Here is a 23,539-nt window from a genome sequence, read left to right on the forward strand (position 1 = left end):
AAACCAATATTTTGCACTCTTCTTAAGGACGGGCAAGATGCCCGTTCCACAATCAAGTTTATTTTTTGTGGAACGGGCATCTTGCCCGTTGCTGATGTCAAGAACAGGCTTTCCGGCCTGTTCCACAATAAAATTCATCTCTTGTGGAACAGGCCGGAAAGCCTGTTCCTAAACAAGTAATTGAGAATGGTGCAATATCTCAGTTTAAACCAATATTTTGTAGGCACGGGTTTTACGAATAATATTTAATTCTGGCAAACAATCGAGTGGGGTAGATTGGGGGATGCAGTAAAGGCGCTGAATCTAATTAAATTAGATCGATGAACTATAGCAATCCTAAATGATTTTCTGTAGGGACACGGCATCTTGAGTGTCCCTACAGATGGATTTTGGGGAAATCACATTTATGTTCGCGGTAGGGATAATGATTTAGGATTGCTATAGATAATACTCGCATGGCAGTTTACTATACTTTGGCTGACATTTCATCTTATGTTAATGATCCAAAAAGATTTTGCTAAAAATGTTGTTTTCAGATTAATAACTTATATAATTATCCCAATATTTATATCTGCCGGCAGTGCTGAAATCGTCTTGAGAGTGGCGGGATACAAACCCTGGCAAATAGAAAATGTCGATGTAGCAGTCGAACCAAAAGGTAACTTTTTCACCAAAGACTCGGAGCTCGGCTACAAGCATTTGCCGGGAAAATTCAAAGTCACGCTTAACGGCAATTACTCATTTAAGGCAACTCATCTCAATAATAGCTTAAGGATAACACATCCGCTCAATACTTACAATCAATCGTCAAACAAGCCGGAAATATGGATATTTGGCTGTTCTTTTACCTACGGTTGGTCGTTGAATGACAGCGAAACTTATGCGTGGTTGCTGCAAGAAAAATTACCTAAGTATGAAATAGTTAACTTTGGGGTTAACGGCTACGGCACGCTGCACTCGTTTATTCAATTCAAAGAAGCACTGAAACAAGGAAAAAACCCAAAATAGCGGTGATTGCTTATGCGGGATTTCACGATAGGCGCAATACTTTATTGAGGGCGAGAAGCAAGCAAATGGTTGCTTGGAATAAACTCGGCATTCTGTTGCAGCCCGATGCTAGGCTGAGTGGAGAAAATAATTTTACCTACAGCATGGCTAAACTGGAATATCCCGAGTGGCCCCTGATGCGGGTTTCGGCATTTGTGAATTTGCTGGAGGTAAATTACAATCAATTTGAGGAGGGATTGTACAAAAGTCACGATGTTTCTAAGGCAATTATTAAAGAGTTTCACCGCGTGGCTGAGGCTAATAATGTTAAGTTGGTTGTGGCGGGAATTAATGCCGGTTCTGCTAAGATGTTGGATGAGTTGAGTCAGGAGGGAATTGCGACAGTAGATATTTCTGTGGATTTGAAAGTACCGGGAAATAATAATTTACCTCATGATATTCATCCGAGTGCGACGGCGAATCTGCAATATGCGGAAAAGTTGGATGTTTTTTTGCAAGGTACTGTTTTAAAGTAAAGTTAACGAACCGCGTGTAGGCTGCGCGAAGAACGCGAAGGAAGAAAGAGGAAGTTTAGGAATTATTTGGGGTTGTTCGAGTGATGGGATTATTTGATTTTAAGTTGCGTCGCAAGTTTCTGATTGATGGGTTGTTCCTGTTTTTGCTGGTTCTGGCAACGGTTGGATTAACGTCAATTTATGTATCTAGCGAACGTACTTTTTATTGGTGGGATTACGCGGGATACAACACCGCTACAGTTAACACGGCAAATTTATTTCGAGACTCGCCGGATCAAGCATGGCGCGGAGTTATAGATTCGCTATCCAAAGAAAAAAACCTGTTAATCACGCTGCCGTTAGTGCCGTTTATTCTGTTATTTGGTGACTCTCGGTTGAGTTACATTCTCAGCATTTCGCTGATTTATGTCCTGCCTTTTCGCTTGTTATTAGGGGCAATTTCTGCAAGGCTTATTCCAGTTGATCCGCAGCGGGTGTTTTGGTCAACTGTGCTGCTGAGTTTATTGATTCCGATGAGTTGGATACCGACTCTGCGGGGATATTTGGATACTGGCGGCTGTGTGTTTATAGCGTTGGCAATTTGGGTTTATTTGCAGGATGTTAAGCTGAAATCTTGGTGGAAGATGCCGTTAATTGGATTGTTTCTGGCGGCGGCGATTCTGTGGCGGAGACATTTTGCTTATAGTGCGATCGCATTTTTGGGTGCGGCTAGTTTACAGGCTTTGGTGGAGTTTTGTGTACAGTATAAAAATCCCAACTCAGTTATGAATTTTGATGGGGACGCTGCTCAAAGCCATCCCACAATTTATTTAGGATTTCTAGATAAAATTATTCAAAACAAAGCGTGGAAAAATTTGTTTGAATCTGGCGTTAAATTGGGTTTGATAGCTGCAACTAGCTTGACTGTTTTAATGTTGGTAGCGGGGGATTTTACTCGCAGTGCTCTGACAGTTAATTACGGCAATTTGTATGCTGCTTGGAGTTTACCTGTTAATGATATTTTAACTCGTTATGCGTCTTTTTACGGTTTGGGAACTTGGGTGCTGGTACTGATTGGTTTTTCGGCGGGGATTCTCACCCGAATGCTGGTTCCTAGGGCGACTATTTTTGTTTGTTTGTTTGGGGTTTTGTCGCTGGTTGAATGGTTGTTGGTGTTGCGTTACGGCTACTTGCACTATACAATTCATCTGACACCGATCGCACTTTTGGGTTTGTCAGCATTTTTCTGGACAACTTGGCTGACACTCAAGGGAAAAATCCGCTATTTGATGCTGGGCGGGGCGGCTTTTTACCTGATTGTGAATGCAGCCGTCGGGTTGATTCCTGTGAAGGTTGATTTGTCAAGACTGTTTGTGAGTAATTTTGGGCCGTTAGTGCGATCGGACTACGGCGAAGTTGTAAAATTAGTAGAGTTTCTGCGAAAATTAGCACCAAATGAGGAACCAATTTATATTGCAGGTGCTTCTAACAGTTTTAATGCTAATGTACTCAGACAAGCTAATCGCAAATTAAACCCGCCGGAGGGTTGGTGGAAACTAAATACCATCGGGAGGCCGCAAATTGACTCCCGCGATACTTACCCGCTACCGGAGTTATTACAGGCGCAATATGCGGCGGTTGCTACACCTTTTCAGCAAGTATTGGCTGGTGATGAGCAAGTTTTGCGATCGCACGAGCAAGATGTTGTTAAAGTTATCTATGATGTCTTTACTCAAAACTGGGAAATTTCCCGCGATTTTCAGTTGTTACCAGAACAGTTTAAGTTAGAAAACGGCGTGACTGTCAGCATTTATCGGAGAATTCGTCCCACGGATACAGGCACAGCAGTTCGCACTTTATACGCGATGCAGCAACAAATAGGCGATCGACCAGGCACACAGTTAGATTGGATTAGTTTGCAGCAGTCAGTCTACACAAGTGCTAATTATTCAGTCAGTCGAGAATCTGATAACCTATATAAAATTGTAACTCATCCCATTAAAAATAGCACTAAACTCGATACTTCTTTTCTGTATTTAGGTGCTATTTCAGACAGGGTGCAAGTTACCGGCAAACTCACTTTACTTAACCAGCAATGTCCGGGAGTTGCCCTGCGCTTGACTTTGTGGGACAAACAAGGTAAGTTGATAGACTCTGCGAAGATGGAGTATGGTGGCAAAAGTGCGATCGATCTAAATCTATCTGTTGGGGGTAAAAATCCAGTTTATTTGCTGCTTGAAGTATTGAGTAACGACAAACAGGATTTAACAAAGCAATGTCAACTGGAGATTAACAATTTAGCTGTCGATAGGTAAGTTGAACCGCCAACAGACAAGTTTGCATCAATCATGAATTAATACGGAAACCGCAGATTGCAGGCGGATAAACACAGATGAACGCAGATATATTTTAGGATGATTTGGGAATGAGCGATCGAGGTATAATGCAGAAATATCAAAAATCTAACAAGTATTTTAATCTATCTCTCTATACTTTTGTCATCATCGGTTCCCTGATGGCAACTGGCTATATTTTCCCCATTGGTGGCAATTTTCCCGAAGTGCCACCGATTCAATTTATGCTAAATCCTGAACTGTACAAAAACGATTATTACGTTCAGGAAATGGTTAAGTTTAATCCCCGATACTACTATTATTATATCATCTATTTGCTAGCAAACTTCGGAACAAGCATTCCCCTAGCGCATTTTATTTATCAATTCCTCGCCTTCGGTTCATTTATCCTAGCTTGCTACGCAATTATCAAGATTTATACTAATTCCAAACTGCCCGCAGCAGCAATGGCTTTTTTATGTATAGCTGCTTCATTTACAGATGTTGGCAACACGCTGATATTTTCTACTAAATCAGTACCGAGTACCTTCGCGATGGGCTTCGCAATCTGGGGAATTTACTTTAGTTTGCGTCAAAAATGGTTGACAGGATATTTCTTTTTTGGACTAGCTTGTTTGCTGCAATTCTTAGTGGGTTTGCTACCGGGATTGATGATGATTCCCGTTTTATTGATTGAATCTGTAAGACGGCGGAAGATTAAAACGTTGATTTGGGCGATCGCGCTTTTAGGCACAATGGCAAGTATAGTATACGTACCGATGTTATTGACAGGTACTACCAGCACTCACACTATCGACAATGCCAAGTTTGTCTTCATTCACGCCCAAGTCCGCAATCCCCACCACATCCTCCCGTCAAATTGGGCTGTCGGGAATTGGTTCAACTTTATCTGTTTTATTCTTGGCGGCTTGCTTTGCATCAAAAAAACAAATTTACTCCCAAAAGAAGACAAAATAAATTTTTACGTAATTCTCGGAACCTCAATCTTTGCACTATTCCTAAATTACATATTTGTCGAAGTTTACCCCCAGGCTTTTATTGCCAAACTACAACTAGCTAGAACAGTACCTTTTGCTCAAATAATTATATTTATTGCTGTTGCTTTGACGTTAGATGAAGTTGACCCACAAAAACAAGCACCTGTTAGCTTGCTGGTACTCTCTGTAATGACTTTGCCTTTTCGAGGTGTCATTTTCTTAGGATTCGCAGTTTGGCAAAATAAAAACTACATACTTCCCAAAAGATATAATATATTGTTGTGGATTTTGGCAGCAGGAACGTTTGTATTTAGCTTAACATATCCGCTGACTGATTCATCGGAAATAATAGGCGATCGAATAATCACCCTCCCAGTCTTTTTCTCAATCCTCGCCTTTCCATTTATCCTAGAAAAAACATCATTTGCTACATCTATAAAACAGACTATCACTCATATTTTAGCATTGCTAGCTACTGCAATTTTAGTTTTAGGAGTAGCAGGAATTTTACCCAAACCCATATTAAATGTATTTCAAACAAGAATTAATATTAATGCCGTTCCCACGGACGATTTAAGCAGATTAGCTGTGCGATTTTCGCAAATTAGCAGCCCAGACGCGCTCGTATTAATTCCACCATCAGTTACCAGCTTCCAGTTTTTATCCCAAAGAGCGATTGTCGTTAACTTCAAGAACTTTCCTTTTACCGACAAAGGTATTAAGCAGTGGAAAAATCGCATGGAAGCTGTTTTAGGAGCTCCCTTAAACCCGCAAATGATTTGGGGAGGAAATGACTTATTCATCCGCCGCAGCAGTGCGGATTTAGTCAAAGTAGCTATAAACTATCATGCCGATTATATCCTGACTCGCAGCGATTGGCATCCAAATATTGACGGAGAAATAGTAGATAGACAAGGTAAATGGATTATATTTAAAATCAGGTAGCGAAGAGGTCGGGTTTTTGATATTGTCAATTATTGGCAAATATTGTTGGGGAGCATCCCGGTTTTGCAAATATATCCGTAGGGGCGAAGCATTCCGGTCATAAATCTCTGCTTTTAACCAATAAATTATCTGCCGGAATGCTTCGCCCCTACAAAATTGGGATGCTCCCTATTGTTGGTGAACCCGCCCCTAACATAAACACATCTGCGTTTATCTGTGTTTATCTCCCCGACATCTGCGGTTAAACATCAAAACCCGAATCATCAATAATTTCACAAATCTGCTTGTCCACATAATCAGCAGCCACATTCCGCGCAATCAACTCAGCCAAAATCCCTAAAGAAATCAATTGTACCGACAGAATTGTACACAAAATTCCAAAAAATAACAAAGGTCGATTACCGATAGGCCCAAAACTCATCCCCGCCAAATTGAGAAACCAAATAACAATCAAATAACCAAGCGAAATAGTGCCCACCAAGCCAAAAGACAATCCCAATCCCCCAAACAAATGACCCGGTTTGTGCAAATAGTGCGTTGTGGCTAACACCGTCAACAAATCAATAAAACCCCGCGCATAACGTTCCCAACCATAATTAGATTTTCCATATTTTCGTGGATGGTGTTCGACGACTACTTCACCAATTTTAAAACCCAAATTGTTTGCTAAAGCGGGAATGTAGCGGTGCAATTCTCCGTACAATTTAATCGACTGCAAAACTTCCCGGCGATAAGCTTTAAAACCGCAATTCATGTCGTGCATTTTTACTCCAGTCATCAAACACGCAACGGCATTAAATAGCTTGGAAGGTAAGGTTTTAGAAAGCGGGTCGTTCCGCTGTTTGCGCCAACCAGAAACTAAATCGAATCCCAATTCTAAACTATCTAAAAATTTGGGAATTTCGGCTGGGTCGTCCTGCAAATCGGCATCAAGAGTAAAGATAATTCTCCCTGCTGCATTGCGAAATCCGGCTGAAAGTGCGGCGGATTTGCCAAAGTTGCGGCGCATTTTTATGGCTTTAATGAGTTTAGGATGTTGGCTGGCTAATTCTGCAATTTCTTGCCAAGAAGCATCGCGGCTACCGTCGTCTATAAAAATAACTTCGTAACTGTCATTTCCGGTTTGGGACATGACAATTTGGATTCTTTCAAACAACATTTTGAGCGTTGCTTCTTCGTTGTGAACGGGAATTACGAAACTGAGATTTTTTGGCATGGGGCTATTCTATTTCATTGGTGTTGTTAATGATATTTTTTTTATTAACCGCAGAGGGCGCAGAGGGCACAGAGGAGAATACAGGGAGGTTTTTTAGTTTGGATTGATAACTTGGGAGTTTCGCAAAGCTACCCAGCCTTGACGGTTTTTAAATGAGGCATAGGCTGTCAATAATGTATCTGTTGGTGATGTTTGAACGTATCCTTTCCAAGCTGCTAATTCATAAGCTGGGCCAAACAATTTCACTAAGTCTGGACGCGGAAATCCTGACATTGCGAAACCTCGAACGACATTTTCTTGGTTAAGAATGGCAATACATTTGACATTATTTTCGGGGTCTCCCACCCAGCCAATTACTCTGGAGGCGGCTGGTGCGAGGGTAGTTACTGTATCAAAATATCCGGGTACTCCGTCTTTTGGTGCTGAGAGTAAATTGGGATTAATTTGTGTGTCTAATGCTGCACAAAAATTGTGTTTTTTGATGTTTCGATTGAATGGTACTAAGTTGTTAGTTTTTAAAGCATCGATTAATCCGACAAAGGCCGCCGGTTTGTTGCCTACTTTGTCTTTAATTAATGTTATGTCGGTGATGCCTAATTGCAGTGACAGTGCTACTAATGGTTGATAGGTTGCTCTGCGGGCGATCGCCATTGCAGTTTCGCCGCCCATCCCGTACATTAAAATCACGGCGACTGTGGCGACTGCAAACAGCGGTGTCAGCCAACGTTCTTGAATTCTCGGTATCGGCTGAAACTCCCGCACAGTAAGCACTGTGAGAACAATTGTACTCATCCAAAACAAGGCTGGAAGTGTGGCGTAGCGGGAAGCGGTGGCTTGTTCGATACCAAATCCCGATCGACTAACCGCGGCCATTAACGCCGTTTGCAGTGCGTACAATTGGATTGACAGCCAAGGCAGCCAATGTAGGCGATCTACTTTTTTTACAAATAGCCAATAACAGACAAAACCCACTACAGCAATCAAACCAATTATACCAATAAATGACGCAATAATAATATTTTCACTGAAAATCCCACCGAGATAAATTGGAATATATTCGACAGCTTTGAGCGGGTTAACTTTAGTTAAAGAAGGGTGATTTGCTGGCGTTTTATAAGTTAAAAAATAAATGCCAATTACTGCTATCGAAGCAGCAAAATACAAATAAGTTATCCGCCGAGGAAACCGCAGCACAATCGCAGCACCACACAATATCGGCCACAAACCCAAAGGAGTGCTGTAACTAACACAGCCTAAAATTCCAAACACAATACTACCAATTACCCAGTTATTTGGTTTCCATCCCTCGTTCCCCAGCTCTACCTGGGAATGAATATTCAGAGATTCCGTCTCTCTTTTTTCTAACAAAAGCCGCGCATAAAATTGCAAACAAAATATCGAACAAATTACAAATAAATTAGCAATTATCCAGTGAACGCCGCTGAATCCCCGCATCCAATTGTGAGCGGCCGCCGGAGTAAAACTAAAAATAGAAATGCTAAGGACAATTAAGATAAATTGCAGAGGATCGCGCCTCAATTTTAATGGCAGTAAAGCAATTAATATGTGGCATTGAATCAAAGCCAAAAACCAGGCAACTAAGCACAAGCCAATATTTGAACCTTGAGTGACAGCGATATTTAAGGCATAGATAATTGCCGGAATGAAGACAAAATGCTCGTTTGCCCGAAATATCCAATTAAAAGGATTTGTCGAAAAACCGTCTACTGAATAAAAATTCCATGTCATCCACCAATAATCAAAATTAGACAAGTCTCCGGCTTGGGATATCAAGTACAAAATATATGAAGCTGGTATGAGAATGCCGAGGACTGATGCGGCAATTAAAATAGATTTTTCTTGAAGTTTCATGAATTAGTAAACACAAATAATTTTTATTCCTAGGGGCGGGTTTAGCCGAGAAACCTTGCACATAACACAATACGGTTTACTTAACATATTTATGCCTCGGAGATCCCCTAAATCCCCCTTAAGAAGGGGGACTTTGAGGTCATTCTTGTCCCCCCCTTCTTAAGGGGGGCTAGGGGGGATCGTCTTAAGTAAAGCGTATTGACATATAACAGACAATTTGTGAACAAAACCCGCCCTCGCCTCGCCTTTTCAATTTTTCAATTCATTTCTCTTGCCAGCATTTGTCTGAGCCCTTGCCGCCAGTGGGGAGGATGCGTGCCCAGAAGTGCTGATATTTTCACCGTGGAAAGTACAGAAAAAGCGGGACGTTTTGCGGGTGTCGGATATTCGGCAGTAGTGATGGGAATTACGCGCTTAATTTTGAGAGGAAAGCCCAGTTTTTCTGCTTCTTCAAAAATGGCGATCGCAAAATCGTACCAACTACAAACACCGCTGTTAGTATAGTGGTAAGTTCCAAAAATTTCCGACCCTAGATTCCGGATAATTTGGGAAGTCGCAGCAGCCAAATCTGCCGTCCAAGTTGGACTGCCAATCTGATCTGCTACTACTCTAATTTCTTCTCTTTCCTTTCCCAACCTCAGCATGGTTTTGACAAAATTACCTTTGCCACCATTGCCGTAAACCCACGCGGTTCTAATAATAATATGTCTGCTTCCCGCTTGCCTAATTGCTTCCTCGCCTGCTAATTTTGACTTGCCGTAAGTTCCCAGAGGATTCGTAGAATCTGTTTCGAGATAAGCAGAACCGCTGCTGCCGTCAAATACGTAATCAGTGGAAAATTGAATTAAACTTGCTCCCAGTTTCTCGCATTCTTCTGCAAAGATTCCGGGTGCGATACCGTTGACTGCGTGCGCTAATTGTGCTTCGCTTTCGGCTTTGTCTACCGCAGTGTAAGCGCCGGCATTCACGACTAAATCTGGTTGAATGTCAGCCATTGCTTGACGGATGGTTTCGGGCTGGGATAAATCGACGCGAGTGCGATCGACTGCAATAACCTCTCCCACAGATAATAAGATTGGCTGCAATTCTTGAGCTAGCTGTCCGCTGCCGCCTGCGAGTAAAATTTTCATTATTAAAACACTTGAGCTCTTTTCAACGTTTGTCCAGCTTTGTCTTTGGGTGATAAAATTGGTTCGGCACCATCTAGCGGCCAGGCGATCGCCAAATCCGGGTCATTCCATACAATACACCGTTCGTGTCCCGGTGCATAGTAATCTGTAGTTTTATACAAAACCTCAGCAATGTCTGATACTACTAAAAAACCGTGAGCAAAACCGGCCGGCACCCAAAGTTGCCGTTTATTTTCTGCACTCAACAAACAGCCCACCGACTTGCCAAAAGTCGGCGAACTTTTTCTAATATCTACTGCTACATCAAATATTTCGCCCGCAATTACCCGCAGCAATTTACCTTGAGGCTGCTGCATTTGGTAGTGCAAACCGCGCAGGACATTTTTAGAAGACTTGGAATGATTGTCTTGAACAAATTCTGTCGTTACGCCTGTTTTTTCTACGAAAGCTTGGTGATTGAAACTCTCGAAAAAGAAACCGCGATCGTCTCCAAAAATTTTCGGCTCAATTATCAAAACTTCAGGTATTTCGGTAGATATAACGTTCATAGTGGCCTGTATCGCGTGATAAACTCATACTCAGTCTATGGTATCTTACTATGAAAACTGACACATATCTCAAAAAGTTGTACGCCAACCGATTTGATTCCCGTCAAATGCAAGCCAAGGTGGCACTGTGGAAGGTTTTGATTGACGATTTTTTACAAAATTATGTTCCTGCCAAGTCGGCGGTTTTAGATATTGGAGGGGGCTATTGCGAGTTTATCAATCAAATTCGGGCCAAAGAAAAATGTCTGATTGACCTGAATCCTGATTCCAAATTATTTGCTGAGGCTGATGTCAAAGTGCTGAATATTGATGTGCTTAACTTAGAAGATCGTACTTTTTTTAGCGAACAGTTCGATCGCATTTTTATCTCAAACTTTTTTGAACATCTCCGCAACAAAGAGGAACTTGTAGAAATTATCTCGTTTTGCTTTGATGCGCTGAAGCCTAGCGGTTCTCTTTTGGTAATTCAGCCTAATTTTAAATACTCTTACAAGGAATACTACGATTTTATAGACCATCAATTACCGATTACGCACTTATCGCTGCAAGAGCTTTTACAAACTGTGGGGTTTAAAATTGAGGAAATGATACCGAGATTTTTACCGTTTTCAACGAAAGGGCGCCCGGCTTCGCCGTTGTTGTTAAAGGTTTACTTGAAATTGCCTTTTTTGTGGCGATTTTTGGGCGGGCAAATGTTTGTTAAGGCGTCGAAATTATAAGTTATAAGAGTCGGCGGTTGAAACCGCGTATATACACAAGAAGTCTGCCGGTGCGGACTGAAGAAAGTGCGATCCTCTGCGATGGCTTCGCCAACGCAATTCTCGACTCACTACCCAATCCAATTTTCTTTGATATATGTTATAAACCCGGTTTTTTTGACATTGATCTGTAACTCCATAATCAATTCCAAAATCAATGAATTATCGCAAGCTGATACCGTTAATATTCACAGCACTCATCCCGATTTATAGTGCAATTTTTGCCTCCGCCGCCCAAAGTATCCCAACGCAAAAACAAAACATCGCCCAATCCGAAACCAAAGGCAATATACCGCGTCAAGCAGCCGTACCTGCATACTGTGCGCCTGATGAATACAAAGAGTTTTTTGAGAATTTCGTGAGGGGAAAAGACCGTCAAGGGACGGATATGCGATCGACTTACACAGCAAATCGCATTGAAGTGCGGAATTATGAAAATCCCAGCCAACTGCTGGAAGTGATGCGCCGCCAAGACGATGAATTTAGCATTAGCTTGCGAGATTATCGTTGGGTTATCCTTGTCCCTTCTCGTGTCGATAATAGTCCTTATACGAGGCTAAAAATTGATTTGAGGCGCGTCTCTCAAGACAGGTTTCGAGTGGATTATATCAAGGCTCAATACAAGTACACTGGAAATATCACTGGTACGGAGTCAGAAGATTTAGTCAAAACCTATGGACAACCGGGGGCTTATGTTTTTCAGCATCGTAATGGCTGCTGGAATTTGACGCAAAAATTGCGATCGACAAAGCAATAGAAAATTTCGTTTATATCTGATATGTTGCACAATAGTCAGAAACCGGGAATAGGAGCAAAAATTCAAAGCCAAAACGTATATTTTTCGTTCATAAACCCGGTTTATTTAAACTTATTGACAATGGTGCAACATCTCAGTTTGAATCGCACTTGCCGAAAACGAAAATATGGATTTTCTACAAAGTGCGATCGCACACCGCCCCTAAAGCTTTAAGCGTAGCTTAATCGGCATCCGTAAAACCCCTAACGCGCGCAATATTCATGCCATCATAAGGTATGTCTATCAAAGTTTTTAAGCACTCACCGACAAAAAACCCGTTGAAAAGGTAGAAAACTGGAGAAAAATTTGTGAATGGCTGGAGGACGCAGGATATCAAACTCAGTCGTCTCCTGAATCTGAATCAGGTGATTGTTTACCAATAAAATTTTTAATAAAAAAAGCTAATATAATTCTCGACAAAAATCAAATAATAGTTGATATTAACCTGCGAATAATAGCCTCTTCACCTTCAGAAATTCCCATCATCGAAAACCTCGATCTCAATGGCAATAATTAACATTGCCGAAAATGGCGTTACACCCGAAGGGATGAAACAGGACAGGGCACTGCCGTTTCCCTACCGCAGAATAAATGGTTTTCTTACCAAATTTCACAAAACATCTGCGCTGCAAAAAATCCCTACAAAATCGAACTTAAAACCACCTCATTAGCAGCAATCCAATCATAAATATCCTGCAAAGCCGCCTCCGGCCCAATCCTAGGCTTCCATCCAGTTTTTTCCATCACCCTAGAAGAATCGGTAATAAAAATCGGAATATCCCCCGCCCGTTCCTCCAAAACCGGATTAATTGCAATCGATTTACCCGCAATCTTCCGGCACAAATCAGTTGCTTCAACCAAAGAAAGACTGTTTTTCAAACCGCCACCGACATTGAAAACTTCGCCGTCAAATTCAGCAAAATGTTCTAACTGATAATTAACTAATGTCAGCAAATCTTCAACGTGCAGCAAATCCCTAACTTGCTTCCCGCTGCCGCCAAAACCGATATAACTCAGCGACTTTTCAAAATAGTGAGCCGCCACCCACAAACCGTAAACTCCCTGATCCACTTTACCCATTTGCCAAGCACCAGTAATTAACCCGCAGCGGTTAATAATTGCAGGCACGTTGTATGCTTCCCTGTATTCCTCAATCAGTAATTCGGAAGCTAATTTAGTTGCTCCGTAAAGCGAACGGTGTCCTTTTAATGGGAAGTCTTCTGATATGCCCAACTCGGATATACCGGGTAATGTTTGCTCTGGGCCGATCGCAAATCTCTCATCCAACTCCAACAGCTTAACAGATTTCACAAGGGCGATCGGATAAACCCGACTCGTAGACAAAAACAACAAACTCGCACCAGTCTGTCTCGCCAACTCCAAAACATTCACAGTACCCAATAAATTCGTCTGCAAAACATACTGAGGCGAACTAAAACCAGCCAATACCGAAGGTTCCGCAGCGCAATCGATAATGCAATCAGGGTTTAGTGCAACTGGATCTAAATCAGCCGCCGTGCGAATATCCCCGTAAACAAACTGAATCCCGCAACTTTTCAGCCTCGGAATATTCAATTCTGATCCCCGGCGGCGCAGGTTATCTAAACAAATTATTTGCCATTCTGGGTGAAGTTTCTTCAGGCCAATTGCCAAACAACTGCCGATAAAACCCGCACCGCCTACAATTAAAATTCTTTCAGGCATTGACTCAACTTTCTTAGAGGATTAATTACTGCTGTTAAATGATTGAAAAATTGTGTTGAGGTATGCCTCGCATTAAAATTGAGTCATCTTGTCAATAAATTTTGACAACTATTCTGGTTCAATTCCCAAAGCCCGCAACTGATTCGCTAATCGCTCAGCCCGCTCTTGGGCTTGTGCAGCTTGTTGCTGTGCTTGCAGTGCAGCTTCCTCTGGCGTAGCAACTAACTGACCATCTGGGGTAAAATAACGCAATTTTCCATCATGAACTCCCAGATATAATTCTAGTACCTCACTCCACAATCTACCAAATTCATTGGCAACAATAGCTTGATATTCTTGACCAATTAGACGAAAACCAGCAAATTCCAAATCTTCAGGATCGAACCAAAAGTATTCGGGCGTTCTAAACCGATTTTGATATAATATCTTTTTTTCCTTGCGATCGACTCTGGCGGTAGAACTAGATAGCAATTCGATAATTAGATCGGGATATCTCCCCTCTTCTTCCCAAACTACCCAGGAACGACGCGGACGTTTTTCGGTGTCGGCGATCAGAAAAAAATCAGGGCCGCGAAAATCCCGATTTTTCAATTGTTGCTGGCTGTAGTAAACCGTCAGATTTGCTCCAACAAAAAAGTCATTGCGTCCGCGCCATTGCCATTCCAAACAGGCAACTAATAATGCTAATTGAATATAATGTAGGGAACTTTCCATTTCTGGCTCATCACTTTCAAGTTGACTGGCATCTGGCATCAATCTTGCCATTTCTTGGGCTGTAAAAACCATGACTTAATCCTCCCAATTTAGTATTTTTTTTTCAACCAAATTTCCCCATAGCCTCCTAATTTAAATTTTACCGCGCGATCGCACTTTTGAGCCATTTGACCATTTTTTCGTAACCATTCCGCAGGTTGCGCCCATTACCTAAGTTGCAGTCCCGATTTTGGTACGCAGTAGTATCGCCATCAAAGTATCAATGGCGGCGCTGCCAAAATCATTAGTCATCATTCCTTCGCAGTCAGCACTTCAGTCCTTGACTTTTGCAACAAATCTAATTTTAACTCATTCATCTTTCTAGTCCTGTGGTAATCGCCGCGAGAGAGATGTTTTTCCAGCCAGACATACAAGACAATAAATAAATATCGGCTGCCCATCTCTTTGATTTTCAGCTTAGAAATGCCAGCAGTCCGATTGTACCACCTCAGAGGAATCACCGCATAGGAAAAACCCCGGACAATTGCTTTTAAAGGCAGTTCTACAGTCAAATTAAAATGATGGCTCAAAATCGGCTGTACGCCTTCAATCACTTCTCGACGGTAGAGTTTAAAAGCATTGGTAACATCGTTATAGCGCCAGCCGAAAATACTTTTTACAAACCAGTTTGCTAAGCGGTTAATTGCTAATTTGTGAATTGGATAATCAACAACAAAGCCGCCTTTGATAAATCGGGAACCGAAAACGCAGTCATATCCTTCTTGCAATTTGCGGTATCCTGTTACCAAATCTATGGGATCGTCGGAAGCATCCGCCATCACAATTGCTACAGCATCGCCGTCAAATTCCGCTAAACCCCGGCGCACCGCAAATCCGAAACCGTTGGGAGGCTGATTGTTGATGTATCTAACTGTGGGAAATTCCCGCGATAATTCCTGGCAAATTTCAAGGGTTTTATCGGTGCTATTGTCATTCACAATCAAAATTTCGTGCGGAATCTCTTCTAAATCGAGCGTCTGGGCGATCGCCCGCACAGTACCATACAAACAGCCCTCCTCGTTGTGGGCTGGTATAATCACCGAAATTTTCACTTTTCATCCTCCGCGCAACTGGACAAACTGGTTGTCAACAGGATTATACACCCAAGCTTTGATCTCGGTTTGAGCGATCGCCCAATCAGCACCCGACACATCAACCGCCCACCTCGCATTATTGTACAACTGCGATTTCAAAATCTTAGCAATATCCGGGCTGTCCAAATTCACATAAGCGTTAGCAAAAAAAGATTGTTTGTCACCGACAGATAGCAGTACGATATTCGGCTGTTTTTTATTCTGCGGGAAAACAGCCCAACCAGCAGCCTTGAAAGATTTTTGGCTAGTTTTAGGTTTGTCTAAATAGCCGTAAACTTTCTCGGAATTAGAAATAAACTCTACATTTTTTGCGAATTTTCTCCAACCTATGCGATCGATAATTGCAGCGCCATCTCTCACCAGCCAAGTTTTTTTGCTCAGCACTCTCAAACAGCTTTCCGGCGAATTCTTGAAAAACTCCGACGGTTCCAGATAGTTAATCAATTGCAAACAATCTTGAGCACCTTGCTTATAAAGAAGTGCCGAGCGAGTTTGGGCGATCGCCTGCTGGGAGTTAACAATAATTATACCAATTAATAGCCCTGCAAATCCCCTATAAAAAAAATTATAGTTGCGTTTTAATGCGACAGTTGTTTCTCGGACAAACAACTGTCCTAGCTGAACCAAAGCAATTAACAGTAAAATCGAATTAGTCGTATATCTCGAAGATTCGATCGCCTGAATCGCACCAAATTCCGCCCTACCAGCCGTAATAAACAGAGCCGACAAAACCGAAAACAAACCTATTGATAGCCAAGGTAAAGCCTGATATCCCCATCCCAAAGGACTTGTGGGATGGGCATCTTGCCCGTCCCCACCCCATCCCAAAGGACTTGTGGAATGGGCATCTTGCCCGTCCCCACCCCATCCCAAATCAATTGATAGAATCTTCTGCCCAAAATGCCATACAAAAAATACAAAACTTGCAAATATTACCAATCCCACAAATGCAGCAAATACAGGTAATCTAACAATTGGCGAACCCAACAAACTTAAAAAGTAATCAATCACCACCAGCGGCTTACTCAACAATGAAATAATACTTGTTTTCCGGCTCGGATGATAATCAATTGAGTAAATAGCACAAGTTGCCACAAACAGTAACATCCATGCGATCAATCTTCTTTTTTTATGTACTCGATTTCCCTCCACAGCCACCACCGCCGGAATCATCGCCAACCAAGACAGCAAGCCTTGAGCCAGGGAAAAACTAGCAATAAAGCAGAATATAGCAGCAATAGAAATTCTAATAGTAGGCAATAATTTGTGAGTTAAAACCAGCGCATAAACCGCCGCAACAAAACACAAATTTACAAAAAACCACGCTAATTGAAATCCCCAAAGCCAGTTTTCATGCTGAACTAGGGAAAATACCAAAATACAAGTTAAAATATTAGCTAAATGCCACAAATCATCCCCAACATTCTTAACCTGCATCGAGGATAACTTGTACATAGCGATAAAAGTTATCAGCGCCAAACCTATGCTGAGACACAACTGATAATTAATATTCCATTGGGAGGCAAAAACCAGCACTGCAATAATGATTTTCGGAAACACTATACGGTGATTGCTGTGCAAAGCCCAAAAATCTTGGAAATTTACATTTCCCTGTGCTATTTTTTCAAATAGGCTGGCTAATCTCCACTCGTCGTCAATGGGAACGTTAACGCTAAAATTGGCTACAAATCCGATTAACAGGAGAAGAGGAATTAGATAGAAGGTGAATAAAATATATTTTTTCATGGAAGTGCGATCGCACCAATTGCCATCACCATTTTATCTCAAACCGGCTTAAATACTCGGTACTCTAAAACTCAAGAAACCGGGTTCTTACTGAAATTGACGGTTGGGGGCGCGTATCTGGGTGAAAAACCCGGTTTCTGCTGCTCCCTACTCTGAGACTCAAGAAACCGGGTTCTTACTGAAATTGACGGTTGGGGGCGCATATCTGGGTGAAAAACCCGGTTTCTAGCTACCCCTAAATCATTACTTAACAGTCTTGAACGTATCCAGTTTGCCAGTAAATCGGTTGATAAACATCTGCAAAACAGTCCGCTTGCCGATATTGATATTAGAGCTTACGGCCATTCCCGACTGCAAGTTAACTTCTTGTTGATTTGGCTTGTCCTTGTTCAACACAAACTTTTGAGTCTTGAGCTTAATTTTGGTTTTGAAAGCGTAGTATTTCCGCAGTTCCGTAGGAGGCTCAGCATCCTTGCTAATCTCTTTCACTTCACCCTCAGCAGTACCAAACTCCATCGCCGGGAAAGCTTCAACATTTACATCAACAGGCACGCATTGGTATTTTGTCAAACCCAATTTCTCTCTATTAACTTCCTTCTCAGGACAAACGCAGCTTTTACCTTTTTCGCAGTCAATCTTTTCTCCGTCTAATTGTTTTCCGTGATACGGCTCCAATTTCTCGCGCTTTTGTCTCAAAGCATCCAATACCAGAGCCACATTGCTGTTTTCCAGGTAAACAACTGCTTCCAGACCGTTTTCGTCGTCCAAAACCTTGAGCAGCTTCTCAGTTTGCTGCGCTTCATAATAAGCTTCTTCACAGCGTGTTGGGCGTGGCTCCCCAGGCTTCACGACTGAGTTAATGATGGATTGGCAAATCGGATCTTTCGCTATATCCAACTTCGCATTCTCCTTCTTAGAAGGTTTCAAATCAAAGATTACCCCAGATACAGGAGACTTCAGAATTTGAGTATCGCGGTTTTGTTGGGCCTTTTCTAACTGAGCATTTACCTCGGACAACTTTTTCAGGTTTTCCACTTTGAAGCGGCTGAGTTGAGAATCGCTGCTGGCAATTTGTTTTTCGTTGTCAGCAATTTTGGTGTACAGTTCTCTGGCCCAGGCATCCTTGGTGTTTTTTAACTGTTCTTGGGCGCGGGCGATCGACTCCTGAATGCGCGCTTGCTCTCCTTGCTGGCGCTGTACTTCAGCGGTTATTTTTTGGATGTCACCTTGACGCGCATTAATTTCGCCTCGGCGCGTATTGATCTCACCTCGGCGGGTGTTGATTTCGCCTTTGCGGGCGTTGATTTCTCCTTCGCGCTGCTTGATTTGATCTTGCTGTTTCAGAACGTCGCTTTGGCCTCTGAAAACATCTTGTTCCTGTTTTTCTTTTTGCAGTTCAGCGATGGCTCCTTGCTCCACCAGCGGGCCGAGTCTGCCCAAAATGCCTTGATTCGACTTCAATACTTGTTGGGATTTCACTAATTGTTCGTCAGCCAAATCTCTCTGAGCCAGGGCTGATTTGACTTGCTCTTGTGAAGAAGCTAACTGCTGCTGAGAATAATTTAATTGGTTCTGAGCAAAACCAAATTGTTGCTGTGCTACCGTCATTTGATCGCCGGCGGCTTTTTCAGCATTCTCAGCTTGCTTGAGTTGTTTGTCCAACTCCTGAACTTGACCTTGGGCTGCGGCTACGCGAGACAGAAATTCCGATCGATAATTAACATACAGTCCTTGCTGAGCGGCATCAAAATTTCCGCTCGATCCCCTGTTGAGGTAAAGCTCGTCAATCAGAGCTTGCAGCACTTGATTTTGTGCAACCAGGCTCTGTCTGTCCTTGATGGTAGATTCTAGGTTAGAAGGAATAGGGCCTTGAACTTTGCCGCTTACAACATCTTCGTAAAATTTATTTTCCTTTTCCAGCGCTTCTTTAGTTTTCTGGATCGACGTTAAATCGGCACCGGGTGCGAGGGGGTTGAAAGTAAGCAGAGGCTGGTTTTTTTCTACCCGATCGCCATTTTCAACGTGAAGTCTCACCACAGCGCCCGTAGCAGGTGCTTGGATGTCTCTAGCACCATCTTTGAGTTCCAATTGGCCGACAGCGGGGACAGCTTGCTCTACGCTAGCAAAATAAGCCCAAACCACCGCAGAAGTGGTCATCAGCATAATCATCCACAAAAACAAGTGCGACCAAATCGCTGGTTTTTCGAGAATAATTGGTTGCTCAGAAAGTGTGATCGATTTCATAGCCATATGTTACTTCTCAATTACTAATTGTTAGCGATCAGTTGTGTGTTTTGAGATATCAAGTATTCGATGACTCTTGTTGTTGGAAGAGGCAATAATAACGTCCTTTAAGAGCCATTAATTCTTTATGACTTCCCTGCTCGACTACAGAGCCTTGATCCATCATAATAATTATGTCGGCGTTTTGAATTGTAGTCAGGCGGTGAGTAATGAAAAACACCGTGCGACCGGCGAAAGATTCTGCTAAGTTATTGCAAACCTGGCGTTCGGAATGGTAGTCCAGGGCGCTTGTAGCTTCGTCCAAGATTAGCAGTTTCGGGTTTTGCAAAATCGTCCGGGCGATCGCCAAACGCTGCCTTTGACCCCCAGAAAGCGACGCACCCCGTTCTCCCACGATCGTATTGTAGCCAGCGGGCAAACCCATAATAAAATCGTGAGCCACTGCTAGTTTCGCAGCTCGCACAATCTCATCCGTACTCGCATCAGGATTACTTAGAGCAATGTTTTCTTGTACCGAGCAGTTAAACAGTAAAGTATCTTGCAGCACTACCCCAAGTTGGCTGCGGAGCGAATATAACTCCACCTTAGCAATGTCGTAACCGTCAATAAAAATTCGTCCCGAAAGCGGGGCATAAAGACGCTGCAACAGCTTCATCGCCGTACTTTTACCGGAACCGCTTCCCCCCACAATTCCCACAAAACTGCCAGCGGGAAAATCCAAATTCACATTCGCCAATTGTAGAGCTCCGCTCTCCAGGAATCGGAAGGAAACCTCCTCATATGTCACCTGCCCTTGAATTGCGGGCAACGGAATATTGTTGCGGTCTTCATCGCTGGTTTCCGTCGGCGTATCGACGATATCCTTGAGCATATCGATCGACATCGAGACCTCTTGGAAACTCTGCCACACGCTCACAAAACGCAGCAGCGAACCAGTCACGTTCCCGGAAATAATTCGGAAAGCAATCAACTGACCCAAAGTAATGTCATTGCTCAGTACCAAATAAGCTCCCACCCACAACTGAGCCAAGTTACCCACCTGGTTTAAAAAGCTGCTAATGGTACCTGCCGTAGTCCCTGTGATAATTGTTTTAAAACTAGCTGTAATGTATTTAGCGTAGCGGCTCGACCACTCCCAACGGGATTTCAATTCAATATTTTGAGCCTTAACAGTTTGAATCCCGCTGACTACTTCCACTAGATAAGATTGAGAGTCAGCAAAACGCATATTTCTCTGTTTGATCAGGCGCAGCACCAGCGGATTGATCAGAATAATCATCAGCGCCAGTATCGGTACCACTGCCAAAGATACAAAGGTTAGCTTCACGCTGTAGGAGAGCATGACGGCGACGTAAACCACAGAGAATACTGCATCGAGAACAACTGTCAAAGCTGTACTCGTCATGAATTCCCGAATCTGGCCCATCATGCTGAATTTATAAACCATGTCTCCGACGCGCCGATTATCAAAGTAATTCTGGGGCAGCCGGAGCAAGTGGTCGATTACCTCTGCACTCAATTTAACGTCGATGCGGTTTGAGGTGTCTATAAACAAGAAGGTACGCAAACCGTTTAGCAGTCCTTCAAACAGGGCAACACCTAACAAAAACGCCCCCAAAATATCCAGGGTGTCAATGCTGCGCTGACCTAATACTTTATCAATAATTACTTGGCTGATTAATGGGTTTGCCAGACCGAATAGCTGCACGAAAAATGAGGCGAGCAATACCTCAAAAAACACTGTCTTGTGTTCCATCAGCGCCGGCACAAACCACCAGAAGCTGAACTGCTCTTTTTGTTCGACTTGCGGAGCTTGCAGTAGCAGGACTTCTCCTGATTCTCCCCAGATTTCTTTAAACTGAGGTACTCGCTTCCGCATCAGCCCTTTTTCGGCTGTCGCTATCACCAATTCTTGCTCGGTAATGCTGTAAATAATGGCAAAGCTATTTTCCCATTTAATCATTACCGGGGCTTTGATGCGGTTGATGGCTTCTGCGGGAACTTGCGCCAATTGGGGCGTTAGGCCGATGCTTTGGGCGATCGCACCGCAGGCTTGGATACTGATAGAACCCGCAGTTTTTAACTGATTTTCGAGAACTTTGCGGATAATATCTCGCCGAAATTTTAGGCCGAAATACTTGCTCAACATCTGGAAGCAAGCTAGGGGCGCGTCAATCTGCCCTTTGCCCCGGAAAATTGGGTATCTCGCCGCATCCTTTGGTTGGTTGTCTCCGGGTTCTGGGGGACGCTCTGGGGCGATCGTAATGTCGAGCAATTTTCCACCAGGTGGCTTCTCGCCAAAGCCTGCTATCTCTGTCTCGGCATCTAATACGCTTGATGGGTCTGGTTGAGATTCTGGGGGTTCGCGGAAGCCAATTAAGCGAGCGCCCGCGCGGCCTTCTACTTTTAACGATTTGGCTGCATTTTCCATAGAGAAGCGGCTGCCGGTGGGAAACTCGCCCAAAACGCCGCTGCTGACGAGCCAAATTCGATCGGCATCTAGCTCTTGTGCGAGATCCTGAGTTTTTTTGTTACCGCTTGGCACGTTGACAACTGTCGCGTCTTGCCAAGCGTGCATAGTCAGTTCCTTGAGATTAGAAGTACCATCGGCTTGGCGCTGCAATTCCAGACTCAACAGTTCAAATACTTCGCTCAAGGAACAGTGATCGCGAAAAGCTTCTCCAAATGTCGGCTGTTTTTCCAGTACACTCAAGAAATCTTCGGCAGGTATGACGATCGCGACGACATCCGTAGAGGCGATCGCAGTTTCGCAGGGAACACCCCTGAGCAAGCCAGCCCAGCCCACAATTTCCTTTGACTGCACCAATCGTAAACTCACGTGGCGCTGCGAGCGCTGGTCAAAGCCCAACAGCCGGGCCTGTCCTTGATAGATAATTGCCACCTGAGTCGGCATTTTTTCGCGTTCAAACAGGGGTTGCCCCGTCCGGTAGCCAAGGAGCTGGCATTTAGCCACCAAGGCCGTGAGAGCCGTCTCTGAGAGACGGTCAAAGGGAGGTGTTTGAGCTAAGAAATCCTGAATTTGGGAGAGGGAAACAGCGGAAGAAGTCATGATATTGAAGACACAGAAGAGAGGGGCTGTAGCGGGCCTATTTGCGATATTTGTTCGGCGAGCCAGCTTTCAAAGAGTTCGTTAATCAAGTGCAGCCGCATCGATTCATCGAGCTGGGCTGGCATGAACTTTTCTAGTCGAATAATTACCATCCATTCTGCCAGAGGACGCGGCGTCCAGAGTTGATTGGGCTGGCTGACTGATAAAAGTTTACTGATTGCTGGGTGAGGCTGACTCAGGGGTACTGGGCCCAACAGGCCGCCAGACTTGGATTCGGGGCCTTCGGAAAAGTCGCGGGCCACTTCGGCAAAGCTTTGTTCCCCTTCCAGGATGCGAAAGTAAAGTTCGTTTGCCAGTGCTGGGTTTTTGGTGCGTACCAGGGAATAGACTACGTGGTCTAGGCTGGCTTTGCGGGTTAAAAAATAATTATCTACTTTAGGTCTCCAAGTCTCTTGCTTGAATTTTTCGATCAGCAAGGGCCTGACGGCCATCTCTTGAAGTTCTTCTTCCGTCATATTTTGACTGCGCAGCCAAGCTTCTTTGGCTTCAGGGGCTGTCAGTTGGTGCTGTGCCAGAAAGTTCTCGACGGCGGAGTGGCGTTCTTCGTCGCTGCAACTAAAGGATGCGATCGCTTGGTCGATGATTACACCCCGTAAGAATTGGGGCATCAACTGGTAACGCTTCAGGAGCGATGGCATATCCTGAGCTTGCAGTAATTTATCGCCTATTTGAAAAAGTCCTGTCATTTTTTAATCTCCAACTGACTTGCGCTTCCCCTTTTAATTTAGGTGTGGCAGGAAAAGAGCGACAACCACTAACCCGTCGATTCC

Annotated in this window: 17 protein-coding genes; 6 read left to right on the forward strand and 11 right to left on the reverse strand. The window is 43.4% G+C overall.

The window, feature by feature from the left end:
• Positions 1-492: 492 nt before the first annotated feature.
• The 4 genes from QUB66_RS07410 (at position 493) to QUB66_RS07425 (ending at position 5,778) form a co-directional block, all read left to right on the forward strand.
• Positions 493-1,008, forward strand: coding sequence for a hypothetical protein (locus QUB66_RS07410; RefSeq protein ID WP_332967080.1), 516 nt, complete (start codon positions 493-495; stop codon positions 1,006-1,008).
• A gap of 65 nt (positions 1,009-1,073) precedes the next feature.
• Entirely contained in the window at positions 1,074-1,523 is a 450-nt protein-coding gene (locus QUB66_RS07415) for a hypothetical protein (protein WP_332967081.1), read from the forward strand.
• Positions 1,524-1,606: 83 nt separating this feature from the next.
• Positions 1,607-3,817 carry a hypothetical protein gene (locus tag QUB66_RS07420; RefSeq protein ID WP_332967156.1) on the forward strand — a complete coding sequence of 737 codons (2,211 nt, stop codon included), beginning with the start codon at positions 1,607-1,609 and terminating at the stop codon, positions 3,815-3,817.
• A 110-nt stretch (positions 3,818-3,927) separates the two neighbouring features.
• Positions 3,928-5,778, forward strand: a complete 1,851-nt coding sequence (locus QUB66_RS07425; protein WP_332967082.1) for a DUF6798 domain-containing protein — start codon at positions 3,928-3,930, stop codon at positions 5,776-5,778.
• A 241-nt stretch (positions 5,779-6,019) separates the two neighbouring features.
• Here the strand turns inward: QUB66_RS07425 and QUB66_RS07430 are convergent, their stop codons facing one another.
• The 4 genes from QUB66_RS07430 to rfbC all read right to left on the reverse strand — a co-directional run bounded on the left by QUB66_RS07430 (position 6,020) and on the right by rfbC (position 10,544).
• Positions 6,020-6,994 carry a glycosyltransferase family 2 protein gene (locus QUB66_RS07430; protein WP_265235826.1) on the reverse strand — a complete coding sequence of 325 codons (975 nt, stop codon included), beginning with the start codon at positions 6,992-6,994 and terminating at the stop codon, positions 6,020-6,022.
• Between the two features lie 93 nt (positions 6,995-7,087).
• Positions 7,088-8,866: a hypothetical protein gene (locus tag QUB66_RS07435; RefSeq protein ID WP_332967084.1), complete on the reverse strand. Its 1,779-nt coding sequence runs from the start codon at positions 8,864-8,866 to the stop codon at positions 7,088-7,090.
• Positions 8,867-9,123: 257 nt separating this feature from the next.
• Positions 9,124-9,996, reverse strand: coding sequence for a dTDP-4-dehydrorhamnose reductase (gene rfbD, locus QUB66_RS07440; protein ID WP_332967085.1), 873 nt, complete (start codon positions 9,994-9,996; stop codon positions 9,124-9,126).
• A 2-nt stretch (positions 9,997-9,998) separates the two neighbouring features.
• Positions 9,999-10,544 (reverse strand): dTDP-4-dehydrorhamnose 3,5-epimerase, encoded by a 546-nt coding sequence (rfbC, locus tag QUB66_RS07445; protein WP_332967086.1) that lies wholly within the window; start codon positions 10,542-10,544, stop codon positions 9,999-10,001.
• Positions 10,545-10,594: 50 nt separating this feature from the next.
• Between rfbC and QUB66_RS07450 the strand changes: the two genes are divergently transcribed.
• Entirely contained in the window at positions 10,595-11,263 is a 669-nt protein-coding gene (locus QUB66_RS07450; RefSeq protein ID WP_332967087.1) for a class I SAM-dependent methyltransferase, read from the forward strand.
• 196 nt (positions 11,264-11,459) lie between these two features.
• Positions 11,460-12,059, forward strand: coding sequence for a hypothetical protein (locus tag QUB66_RS07455; protein WP_332967088.1), 600 nt, complete (start codon positions 11,460-11,462; stop codon positions 12,057-12,059).
• 678 nt (positions 12,060-12,737) lie between these two features.
• Here the strand turns inward: QUB66_RS07455 and QUB66_RS07460 are convergent.
• The 7 genes from QUB66_RS07460 to QUB66_RS07490 all read right to left on the reverse strand — a co-directional run bounded on the left by QUB66_RS07460 (position 12,738) and on the right by QUB66_RS07490 (position 23,455).
• Positions 12,738-13,802, reverse strand: a complete 1,065-nt coding sequence (locus QUB66_RS07460; protein WP_332967089.1) for an NAD-dependent epimerase/dehydratase family protein — start codon at positions 13,800-13,802, stop codon at positions 12,738-12,740.
• Between the two features lie 108 nt (positions 13,803-13,910).
• Entirely contained in the window at positions 13,911-14,588 is a 678-nt protein-coding gene (locus tag QUB66_RS07465) for a Uma2 family endonuclease (protein WP_332967090.1), read from the reverse strand.
• 218 nt (positions 14,589-14,806) lie between these two features.
• Positions 14,807-15,607: a glycosyltransferase family 2 protein gene (locus tag QUB66_RS07470; protein WP_332967092.1), complete on the reverse strand. Its 801-nt coding sequence runs from the start codon at positions 15,605-15,607 to the stop codon at positions 14,807-14,809.
• 3 nt (positions 15,608-15,610) lie between these two features.
• Positions 15,611-17,395, reverse strand: a complete 1,785-nt coding sequence (locus QUB66_RS07475; RefSeq protein ID WP_332967094.1) for a hypothetical protein — start codon at positions 17,393-17,395, stop codon at positions 15,611-15,613.
• A gap of 243 nt (positions 17,396-17,638) precedes the next feature.
• Positions 17,639-19,645: a chromosome partitioning protein ParA gene (locus QUB66_RS07480; protein ID WP_375339806.1), complete on the reverse strand. Its 2,007-nt coding sequence runs from the start codon at positions 19,643-19,645 to the stop codon at positions 17,639-17,641.
• A gap of 52 nt (positions 19,646-19,697) precedes the next feature.
• Entirely contained in the window at positions 19,698-22,709 is a 3,012-nt protein-coding gene (locus QUB66_RS07485; RefSeq protein WP_265235815.1) for a peptidase domain-containing ABC transporter, read from the reverse strand.
• Entirely contained in the window at positions 22,706-23,455 is a 750-nt protein-coding gene (locus tag QUB66_RS07490; RefSeq protein WP_332967096.1) for a peptidylprolyl isomerase, read from the reverse strand. Before QUB66_RS07490 ends, QUB66_RS07485 begins: the two co-directional genes overlap by 4 nt.
• Between the last annotated feature and the right edge of the window lie 84 nt (positions 23,456-23,539).

This window comes from Microcoleus sp. A2-C3, from assembly GCF_036706065.1.
Lineage (GTDB): Bacteria > Cyanobacteriota > Cyanobacteriia > Cyanobacteriales > Microcoleaceae > Microcoleus.

Coding starts and splice junctions, on each gene's coding strand:
- QUB66_RS07420 (WP_332967156.1), top strand. CDS start 1,607: ATGGGATTATTTGATTTTAAGTTGCGTCGCAAGTTTCTGATTGATGGG.
- QUB66_RS07460 (WP_332967089.1), bottom strand. CDS start 13,802: ATGCCTGAAAGAATTTTAATTGTAGGCGGTGCGGGTTTTATCGGCAGT.
- QUB66_RS07410 (WP_332967080.1), top strand. CDS start 493: ATGTTAATGATCCAAAAAGATTTTGCTAAAAATGTTGTTTTCAGATTA.
- QUB66_RS07430 (WP_265235826.1), bottom strand. CDS start 6,994: ATGCCAAAAAATCTCAGTTTCGTAATTCCCGTTCACAACGAAGAAGCA.
- QUB66_RS07450 (WP_332967087.1), top strand. CDS start 10,595: ATGAAAACTGACACATATCTCAAAAAGTTGTACGCCAACCGATTTGAT.
- QUB66_RS07435 (WP_332967084.1), bottom strand. CDS start 8,866: ATGAAACTTCAAGAAAAATCTATTTTAATTGCCGCATCAGTCCTCGGC.
- QUB66_RS07475 (WP_332967094.1), bottom strand. CDS start 17,395: ATGAAAAAATATATTTTATTCACCTTCTATCTAATTCCTCTTCTCCTG.
- rfbC (WP_332967086.1), bottom strand. CDS start 10,544: ATGAACGTTATATCTACCGAAATACCTGAAGTTTTGATAATTGAGCCG.
- QUB66_RS07480 (WP_375339806.1), bottom strand. CDS start 19,645: ATGGCTATGAAATCGATCACACTTTCTGAGCAACCAATTATTCTCGAA.
- rfbD (WP_332967085.1), bottom strand. CDS start 9,996: ATGAAAATTTTACTCGCAGGCGGCAGCGGACAGCTAGCTCAAGAATTG.
- QUB66_RS07485 (WP_265235815.1), bottom strand. CDS start 22,709: ATGACTTCTTCCGCTGTTTCCCTCTCCCAAATTCAGGATTTCTTAGCT.
- QUB66_RS07465 (WP_332967090.1), bottom strand. CDS start 14,588: ATGGTTTTTACAGCCCAAGAAATGGCAAGATTGATGCCAGATGCCAGT.
- QUB66_RS07415 (WP_332967081.1), top strand. CDS start 1,074: ATGGTTGCTTGGAATAAACTCGGCATTCTGTTGCAGCCCGATGCTAGG.
- QUB66_RS07455 (WP_332967088.1), top strand. CDS start 11,460: ATGAATTATCGCAAGCTGATACCGTTAATATTCACAGCACTCATCCCG.
- QUB66_RS07490 (WP_332967096.1), bottom strand. CDS start 23,455: ATGACAGGACTTTTTCAAATAGGCGATAAATTACTGCAAGCTCAGGAT.
- QUB66_RS07425 (WP_332967082.1), top strand. CDS start 3,928: ATGAGCGATCGAGGTATAATGCAGAAATATCAAAAATCTAACAAGTAT.